5 protein-coding genes, 3 tRNA genes and 1 pseudogene are annotated in these 8,938 nt (G+C 66.7%); 2 read left to right on the top strand and 7 right to left on the bottom strand.

Annotated elements, in window-relative coordinates:
* Window positions 1-247 precede the first annotated feature (247 nt).
* The 7 genes and pseudogenes from lon to ABE488_RS09325 form a co-directional block, all read right to left on the bottom strand.
* Window positions 248-2,608 (bottom strand): annotated as a pseudogene (gene lon, locus ABE488_RS09355) (endopeptidase La); the annotation flags it as partial.
* 234 nt (window positions 2,609-2,842) lie between these two features.
* The gene (gene clpX / locus ABE488_RS09350; RefSeq protein ID WP_183425696.1) at window positions 2,843-4,132 is read right to left on the bottom strand and encodes an ATP-dependent Clp protease ATP-binding subunit ClpX; all 1,290 of its coding nucleotides are present in this window, start codon (window positions 4,130-4,132) and stop codon (window positions 2,843-2,845) included.
* A gap of 112 nt (window positions 4,133-4,244) precedes the next feature.
* The gene (gene clpP / locus ABE488_RS09345; RefSeq protein ID WP_346442178.1) at window positions 4,245-4,871 is read right to left on the bottom strand and encodes an ATP-dependent Clp endopeptidase proteolytic subunit ClpP; all 627 of its coding nucleotides are present in this window, start codon (window positions 4,869-4,871) and stop codon (window positions 4,245-4,247) included.
* A 59-nt stretch (window positions 4,872-4,930) separates the two neighbouring features.
* Entirely contained in the window at window positions 4,931-6,238 is a 1,308-nt protein-coding gene (tig, locus tag ABE488_RS09340; protein WP_346442179.1) for a trigger factor, read from the bottom strand.
* Window positions 6,239-6,882: 644 nt separating this feature from the next.
* Window positions 6,883-6,967, bottom strand: a tRNA-Leu gene (locus ABE488_RS09335).
* A gap of 199 nt (window positions 6,968-7,166) precedes the next feature.
* Window positions 7,167-7,242: transfer RNA gene (locus ABE488_RS09330), tRNA-Lys, on the bottom strand.
* A 75-nt stretch (window positions 7,243-7,317) separates the two neighbouring features.
* A tRNA-His gene (locus ABE488_RS09325) sits at window positions 7,318-7,394 on the bottom strand.
* Between the two features lie 462 nt (window positions 7,395-7,856).
* Here ABE488_RS09325 and ABE488_RS09320 point away from each other — a divergent pair.
* Together ABE488_RS09320 and ABE488_RS09315 are read left to right on the top strand one after the other, a co-directional pair.
* Window positions 7,857-8,153, top strand: coding sequence for a hypothetical protein (locus ABE488_RS09320; RefSeq protein ID WP_346442180.1), 297 nt, complete (start codon window positions 7,857-7,859; stop codon window positions 8,151-8,153).
* A gap of 226 nt (window positions 8,154-8,379) precedes the next feature.
* On the top strand, window positions 8,380-8,877 hold the full coding sequence (locus ABE488_RS09315) for a DUF892 family protein (RefSeq protein WP_346442181.1): 498 nt from the start codon (window positions 8,380-8,382) through the stop codon (window positions 8,875-8,877).
* Window positions 8,878-8,938: the final 61 nt, after the last annotated feature.

Below are 8,938 nucleotides of genomic sequence, written 5' to 3'. Positions count from 1 at the left end.
AACCCGTCACACCGGGGGTCAGTGGCCAATTGCGTCGCGCAAAAGTCCACTCGCACCCCGGTTTTGCCGGTTTTGAAGGCGGCCGGGAAACGCCCATAAAAAAGGGCCGCAATCGCTTGCGGCCCTCGTCATGCGTATTGCGTCGGAATCAATGCTTGACGCGCGTGCGCCGGACCTCGCCGCCATTCTTGGGCACCACCTTCGAACGCGCCTTCTTCGGTTCGGGCTTGGCCGAGGGCGGCGGCGGGAGCGGCCGCTCCAGTGACAGGTCGAGCACCTCGTCGATGTACTTCACCGGCACGATCTTCATGCCCTGGGTGACGTTCTTCGGGATGTCGGCCAGGTCCTTGCGGTTCTCCTCGGGGATGATCACGGTCTTGATGCCACCGCGCAGCGCCGCGAGCAGCTTCTCCTTCAGGCCGCCGATCGCGGTCACGCGCCCACGCAGCGTGATCTCGCCGGTCATCGCCACGTCCGCACGCACCGGGATGCGCGTGAGCAGCGAAACCAGCGTCGTCGCCATCGCGATGCCGGCGCTGGGACCGTCCTTGGGCGTCGCGCCGTCGGGCACGTGTACATGGATGTCGTGCTTCTGCAACGCGTCGAGCTCCAGGCCGAGCCGCTCGGCACGCGCGCGCACGACCGACATCGCCGCCGACGCCGATTCCTTCATCACATCACCCAGTTGGCCGGTCAGCGTCAGCTGGCCCTTGCCCGGCACCTGCGTGGCCTCGATCTGCAGCAGATCGCCGCCGACCTCGGTCCAGGCCAGGCCCGTGACCAGGCCGATCTCGTTGTCCTGTTCGGCGCGGCCGAAATCGAAGCGCTGCACGCCCAAGTACTTGTCGAGATTCTTCTCGGTGACCTTGACCGCCTTGATCGCCTTCACGCTCTTGCCCTTGGTCTGCACCGGGCCGGCCAGCGCGATCTCCTTGACGACCTTGCGGCAGACCTTGGCGATCTCGCGCTCGAGGTTGCGCACGCCCGACTCGCGCGTGTAGTAGCGCACGATGTCGCGGATCGCGCCTTCGGAGATCGTCAGCTCGGCCGCCTTCAGGCCGTTGGCCTTGAGCTGCTTGGGCAGCAGGTAGCGCGTGGCGATGTTCAGCTTCTCGTCCTCGGTATAACCCGGGATGCGGATCACTTCCATGCGGTCGAGCAACGGGCCGGGGATGTTGAGCGAGTTGGATGTCGCGACGAACATCACCTCCGACAGGTCGAGGTCGACCTCCAGATAGTGGTCGTTGAAGGTGTGGTTCTGTTCGGGATCGAGCACCTCCAGCAACGCCGAGGCCGGGTCGCCGCGGAAGTCCATCGACATCTTGTCGATCTCGTCGAGCAGGAACAGCGGGTTCTTGGTGCCGACCTTGTTGAGGCTCTGCACGATGCGACCGGGCATCGAGCCGACGTAGGTGCGCCGATGGCCGCGGATCTCGGCCTCGTCACGCACACCGCCCAGCGCCATCCGCGTGAACTTGCGGTTGGTCGCCTTGGCGATCGACTGGCCGAGCGAGGTCTTGCCCACGCCGGGCGGGCCGACCAGGCACAGGATCGCGCCCTTCATCTGCTTGACGCGCGTCTGCACGGCCAGGTACTCGAGAATGCGCTCTTTGACCTTCTCCAGGCCGTAGTGGTCGGCATCGAGGGTGTCCTGGGCCGCCTTGAGATCCTTGCGGACCTTGCTGCGCTTCTTCCACGGCACGCCGAGCAGCCAGTCGAGATAGTTGCGCACGACCGAGGCTTCGGCCGACATCGGCGGCATCTGCTTGAGCTTGTTGAACTCGGCGCGGGCCTTGGCCTCCACCGGCTTGGGCATGCCGGCCGAGGCGATCTTGCGGGCGAGCTCCTCGATATCGTTGGGCGCATCGTCGATCTCGCCCAACTCCTTCTGGATCGCCTTCATCTGCTCGTTGAGGTAGTACTCGCGCTGCGACTTCTCCATTTGCGACTTCACGCGGCCGCGGATGCGCTTTTCCATCTGCTGCACATCGATCTCGCCGTCGACGAAGCCGACCAGCAGCTCCAGGCGGTCGGCGGTATCGGCCGACTCGAGCAGCCGCTGCTTGTCAGCCAGGCGCACGCCCAGGTGCGCGGCGATCGTATCGGCCAGGCGGCCGGGCTCATCGATGCCGGCCAGGGTCTGCAGCAACTCGGGCGGCAGCTTGCGATTGGTCTTGACGTACTGCTCGAACAGGCCCATCAGCGAGCGCGCGATCGCCTCGACCTCGCGCGGCTCGCGCGACTCGACCGCACTCAACGGCACGCCGGCGCCCAACAGCGCGCCCTCGTGCTCGCGGATGTCGCGCAGCGAGACGCGCTCGGTGCCCTCGACCAGCACCTTGATGGTGCCGTCGGGCAGCTTGAGCAACTGCAGCACCTGGGCCAGCGTACCGACCTGATACAGGTCGTCCGCGCCCGGGTCATCGATGTCGGCGGACTTCTGCGCGACCAGCAGGATGCGCTTGTCGGCCTCCATCGCCACATCGAGCGCGCGGATCGACTTGTCGCGTCCGACGAACAGCGGGATCACCATGTGCGGGAACACGACGACGTCGCGCAACGGCAGGACCGGAAGATCGTAGGTGTCGGGAGTGGCGCGTGAGCTCATGGGGGGGTTCCTTGAAAGATCGCGTCCGGCCGGCGGCGCCGGCCCGGCGGCCGGACGAGGCCGCCTGGGGGCCAGTCGTTTATGGGGCGCGCGGGCGCCGGATGCAAGCGGATCGGCCGGCTCCCACGCAAAAGCGCCGCGATCGATCCGATCGCGGCGCTTACTGGCGGGCATTGTCCGGGCGCCGACGCTGAACGGGACGGCAGCCGGAACGTTTCGTTCCGGCTGCGTCGATCACTCGCCCGAGGAGGCGACCTTCTGCTCGGCGACCGGGGTCTCGTAGATCAGGTACGGCTCGGACTTGTGCTCGATGACCGACTCGTCGACCACGACCTTGCTGACGTTCTCCAGCGACGGCAGCTCGTACATGGTGTCGAGCAGCACGGATTCGACGATCGTACGCAGCCCGCGGGCGCCGGTCTTGCGCTTGATCGCTTTCTTGGCGATCGCCGACAGCGCGTCGGGCCGGAACTCCAGCTCGACGCCCTCCATCTCGAACAGCTTGCGGAACTGCTTGCTGATTGCGTTCTTGGGCTCGGTCAGGATCTGGATCAGCGCCGGCTCGTCCAGTTCCTCGAGCGTGGCGACCACCGGCAGGCGGCCGACGAACTCGGGAATCAGGCCGAACTTGATCAGGTCCTCGGGCTCGACGTCGGCCAGCACCTTGCCGGTGTCGGCCTTGCGCTCGGAACTCTTGAGCTTGGCGCCGAAACCGATGCCGCCGGCCTCGGTCGAACGCTGCTGGATCACCTTGTCCAGGCCGGCGAACGCGCCGCCGACGATGAACAGGATGTTCTTGGTGTCGACCTGCAGGAACTCCTGCTGCGGATGCTTGCGTCCGCCCTGCGGCGGCACGCTGGCGACCGTGCCTTCGATCAGCTTGAGCAGCGCCTGCTGCACGCCCTCGCCCGACACGTCGCGGGTGATCGACGGGTTCTCGCTCTTGCGCGAGATCTTGTCGATCTCGTCGATATAGACGATGCCCTGCTGCGCCTTCTCGGCGTCGTAGTCGCACTTCTGCAGCAGCTTCTGGATGATGTTCTCGACGTCCTCGCCGACATAGCCGGCCTCGGTGAGCGTCGTCGCATCGGCAATCGTGAACGGCACGTTGAGCAGGCGCGCCAGCGTCTCGGCCAGCAGCGTCTTGCCCGACCCGGTCGGACCGATCAGCAGGATGTTGGACTTGGCCAGTTCGACCTCGTCGTTCTTGCTGCGGCTCTCGATGCGCTTGTAGTGGTTGTACACGGCCACGGCGAGCGTCTTCTTCGCGCGCTTCTGGCCGATCACGTACTGGTCGAGCACCTCGAGGATCTCGCGCGGCTTGGGCAGCGAACTGCGCGCCGACTGCGCCTTCTCCTCGAGTTCCTCGCGGATGATGTCGTTGCAGAGCTCGACGCACTCATCGCAGATGAACACGCTGGGGCCCGCAATCAGCTTGCGCACCTCGTGCTGGCTCTTTCCGCAGAAGGAGCAGTAGAGGATCTTGTTGCTGTCGCCGGAACGACCCTGACGGTCTTCGCTCATGCCTTCGCCAAATCAATATTGCGGTTACGTTTCGAGAATAACACAGCGTCCGGCGCCGCCCTCAGGGACGGCACCGGCGCTCTCATGCCTGATGAATCAATGACTTGGAGCGTCAGGCGGGGGTGATCGTCTCGTCGGGACGGCGCTCGAGCACCTGGTCGACCAGGCCGTACTCACGGGCGGCCTGCGCGCTCTTGAAGTTGTCGCGCTCGGTATCGCGGGCGATCGTCTCGAACGGCTGGCCGGTGTGGTGGGCCATGATCTCGTTGAGACGCTGCTTCATCGACAGGATCTCCTTGGCATGGATGTCGATGTCGGTGGCCTGGCCCTGGAAGCCGCCCAGCGGCTGATGGATCATCACTCGCGAATTGGGCAACGCATAACGCTTGCCCGCCGCGCCCGAGGCCAGCAGCAGCGCGCCCATGCTGGCCGCCTGGCCGACGCAGATCGTGCTCACGTCCGGCTTGATGAACTGCATGGTGTCGTAGATCGCCATGCCCGCGGTGACCACGCCGCCGGGCGAGTTGATGTACAGATTGATGTCCTTCTCGGGGTTCTCCGCCTCGAGGAACAGCAACTGGGCCACGATCACGTTGGCCATATGGTCGTCGATGCCGCCGACCAGGAAGATCACGCGCTCCTTCAACAGGCGCGAGTAGATGTCGTACGCGCGCTCGCCGCGGCTGGTCTGCTCGACCACCATCGGCACCAGGTTGAGGGCTTTGGTTTCGATGCTCATCAATCGTTCCGTGTCGGGAGGGACGCCCGGCCCCGTTGGGCCGGACGGACGGACGCCACTTACCCCTGCGGGGCGATGGCGTCCTGGAAGGACAGCGGCTGCTCGGTGTGCTGGGCGCGCTCGGCGATCCAGTCGATCACCTGCTCTTCCATCACGCGGTTCTGCAGCCCCGACATCAGCTGGGGGTCGTTGCGGTACATCTCAATGACCTGCTGCGGCTCCTCGTAGGTGGAGGCGATCAGACGCATGGTCTCGTTCACGCGCTTGGGATCGAGCTTGAGCTCGTTGCGGCGCGCAACCTCGCCCACCAACAGCCCGACCAGCACGCGCTTGCGCGCAGGCTCCATGAACCCGGTGTGCGCATCCTCGCCCACATTCGGGTTCTGGCCGTTGCGGCGGGCCTGCTCGACGGTCTGGCGCAGCAGCGACCGGGCCTCGGCCTCCACCAGCTTGGGCGGCAGCTCGACGTGCGCGAACGCGGCGACGAGTTGCTCGCCGACCTCGCGACGCAGGCGGTTCATCAGCGCGCCCTTGAGCTCGCGCTCCAGGTTGCTGCGAATCTCGGTGCGGAACTGGTCCATCTCGCCGCTCTTGACGCCGAAGCTGCGGATGAACGCCGCATCGACCTCCGGCAGTTGCTGTTCGGACACCTGCTCGATCTTGACGTGCACGGTGGCCTGCTTGCCGGCGAGCGGCGGCACGCGCCAGTCCTGCGGGAAGCTGACCTCGATCGCCTTCTCTTCGCCCTTCGACAGGCCGACCAGCGCCTCCTCGATCTGCGGGAACATCGCGCCCGAACCGAGCACGGTGACGCCGCGCTCGGCGCCCTCGGCCGGCAGGCGCTCGTCGCCGATCTGCGACCAGGTCTCGACATCGACGGCATCGCCGGTCTGCGCGCCGCGCGTGACCGCGCTCCAGCTGCGGCGCTGCAGGCGCAGGTTCTCGATCATGCGATCGATGTCGTCCTCGGCCACCTCGGCGGTGTTGCGTACGACCTGAAGCTTCTCCAGTTCGATGTCGCCGAAATCGGGGACGACCTCGAACGTGGCGATGAACGCCAGTTCGCCCTCGTCCGCGGCTTCGGACGGCGCGATCTGCGGCTGGCCGGCCAGGCGCAGCGCGTTCTCGCGCACGCCCTGGTCGAAGCCCTCGCGTAGCAGGCCGTCCAGGACCTCGGCACGGACCTGCTCGCCGAACCGCTGCTCGACGACCTTGGCCGGCACCTTGCCAGGCCGGAAGCCCTTGAGCCGCGTGGTCCGCGCGATCTCGCGCAGACGGCCAGCGACCTGGGTCTCCAGGCGTTCGGATGGCACACGGAACGTCATCCGGCGTTCCAGGGTGCCCAGCGATTCGACCGAAACTTGCATATCCACTCCTGCGCTGCGGACGGCGCCGCACGACTCTGACTTGTTGGGAATTGGTTCCGACGGCGGCCGGCCGCCCGCGACCTGCGCGGCTGGCGACGGAACGGCGTAGTTTGGCCGATTCGGGGGCCGGCCGCCACCGGGCGGCGCGTCGGGGGGACGCCATAGGTCGACCGGGGGCGCGATACGGCGCGGCGCGGGGTTGGATGCGTGGCCGCCTTCGCAAGCGGCGAACGGGAGCGATCGTGCCGCCGGCGCGCCTGCGGAGATGGCCCGCGGCGTCATGGCCCGGGCGCGCGACGGCGCGCTGCGCTCCGAAGGCCCTCTTCAAAAGCCCGCGGCGTCATGATCCCTGCGCGCGAGCGCGCGTTCTTCATCGGGGAAGCTTCGAACAGCCCGCGGCGTCACGGCCCGGGCGCGCGACGGCGCGCCATGCTCCAACTCCCTCCTCAAAAGCCCGCGGCGTCACGATCCCCGCGCGCGAGCGCGTTCTTCATCGGGGAAGCTTCGAACAGCCCGCGGCGTCACGGCCCGGGCGCGCGACGGCGCGCTGCGCTCCCAAGGCCCTCTTCAAAAGCCCGCGGCGTCACGATCCCCGCGCGCGAGCGCGCGTTCTTCATGTCTGCCGCTTTGGGGTTCACCTGGGCTGGTGCGAAAGGCGGGACTCGAACCCGCACGCCTTGCGGCACTGGTACCTAAAACCAGGGCGTCTACCAATTCCGCCACTTTCGCATCGTGCCCGCCTGGCGGACGGCGGCATCGTAGTCGATCCCGGCCTCCGCGCCCATCCCGCCCCTCCCCTCGCGCCCGGGGCGAACGCCATGCGCGCTGCGCATGGCCGGACCTGCGCAGCAGGCGAACCGCAGGTTCGAATCCCGCGGCCAAACGCCCAAACGAAAAACGCCCGGCGGTGCCGGGCGCTTTTCGTAACTGGTGGGCCGTCAAGGATTCGAACCTTGGACCTATTGATTAAGAGTCAACTGCTCTACCAACTGAGCTAACGGCCCGATGAAGCGGGCGCGCATTGTAATACCGCCTTGCGCGCCGATGCAACACCGGAGGGGCATTGCATCTTGAAACGGTGGGGTGGCTGAGGGGATTCGAACCCCCGACCACTGGAATCACAATCCAGTACTCTAACCAACTGAGCTACAGCCACCACAGACCCGCATCGCCTGCCGACCCAAGGGTCGCCCGGCGGCCGCGCATTCTATCCCGAAACGCATGGCGAACGACATGCTTTCGACACGACCCGCGCGGCGGGCGCGCATTGTAGCGCGGCATCGGCCGAAATGGCAGCGCATTGCTTGCTGATCGCCGGCATGTCGACAACCGCCTGCTTGCTGCTCAGGCGACTCGATGCACACATGCTGGCTGTCGACGTTGCCGTGGCAGAGGGTCGCCTCGCTTCGCCTCGACAGGCGCCCGGCGCTCCGCCCCCCCTCCGCCGGCCACGTTGCGAAACGACAGATACGCATCGCCGACGCCTGCCACACCACGCTTCCAGCGCAGCGCCATGCAACATCGTCGCAGCTCGTCGACCCTGTGACGGGCGCATTCACAACGCCGTCTCGAAATGATCCCCCATGTTGGATCTGTCTCCGCGCTCCTCGGTCGGTGCATGCGTCGCCAGAATCTCGAAGCCCTGTTCGATGCCTGGGAAAGCGAACTCGCGCTGCTGTTCGAAGCAACGCCCGGGATCGAGGAATTCTGGCAACACTGGCGCGAGCGCGAGGCGGTCATCGAACAGTTGGTCACGCCGGAGCGGGCCGCGCTCGCGGCCGCCGCGTTCGCACGGCTGCTGACCCTGGCCCAAGCGCACGGCTACGGCCAGCGGCCCCGCGACACGGCGCCCGCCCCCGATGCTGGAATGACAGGCGCCGCTGTCGCGCCCCCGGACGAGCACTCGACCCGATGACGGACAAGCGGCGCGGCCAGCTCGCTTCCCGCCCCTCAGGCGTGCCACACACCTGCCGCTCCCCGCCACATTGCCCGCACTGCGGCGTGCGCTTCGCCGGACACAAGCTCCGCGCCCCCCCTCCCCGCCACTCCTGCAGGGATTGCATTCGACCGGACCCACGGACTCACGCCCCCGGGACGATGCGGTCCCTACACAGTCTCTCCACCCCACAGGAGAGATCGCAATGGCAGTCAAGACGCTCGAAGAATTGTTCATCCACGAACTCTCGGACACCCATTCGGCCGAACGCCAAATGGCTAAGGCGCTGCCGCGCCTGGTCCGTGCGGCCGACAATCCGGCACTGGCGGCCGCGTTCGAAACGCATCTGGAAGAGACCACCTTGCAGATCGAGCGCCTCGACCGTGTGGTCGAGTTGCTGGACGCGCGCCTGAAGCGCATCAAGTGCGCCGCAATGGAAGGCCTGGTCGAAGAGAGCAAGGACGTCATCGATTCGATCGACAAAGGCCCGCTGCGCGACGCCGCACTCATCGGCGGCGCGCAGAAAGTGGAGCACTACGAGATCGCGTCGTACGGCACGCTGTGCGCGCTGGCGAAGCAACTGGGCCACACCGACGCGGTCAAGCTGCTGCAGGAAACGCTGGCCGAGGAAAAAGCCACCGACGAGAAGCTGACGCTGTTGGCAGAACACGGCGGCAACCAGGCCGCGGCCGAGAACGCCTGACCGACAGAGGTGACGACGCGTTCGATGCACGCGTCGTTACAGCCCTATCAGCCGACAGGCC

It is taken from the genome of Luteimonas sp. TWI662, assembly GCF_039673825.1.
Classification (GTDB): domain Bacteria; phylum Pseudomonadota; class Gammaproteobacteria; order Xanthomonadales; family Xanthomonadaceae; genus Luteimonas.
Note: the sequence above shows the minus strand (reverse complement) of the source record. Positions and strands in the feature narration are given on the sequence as shown.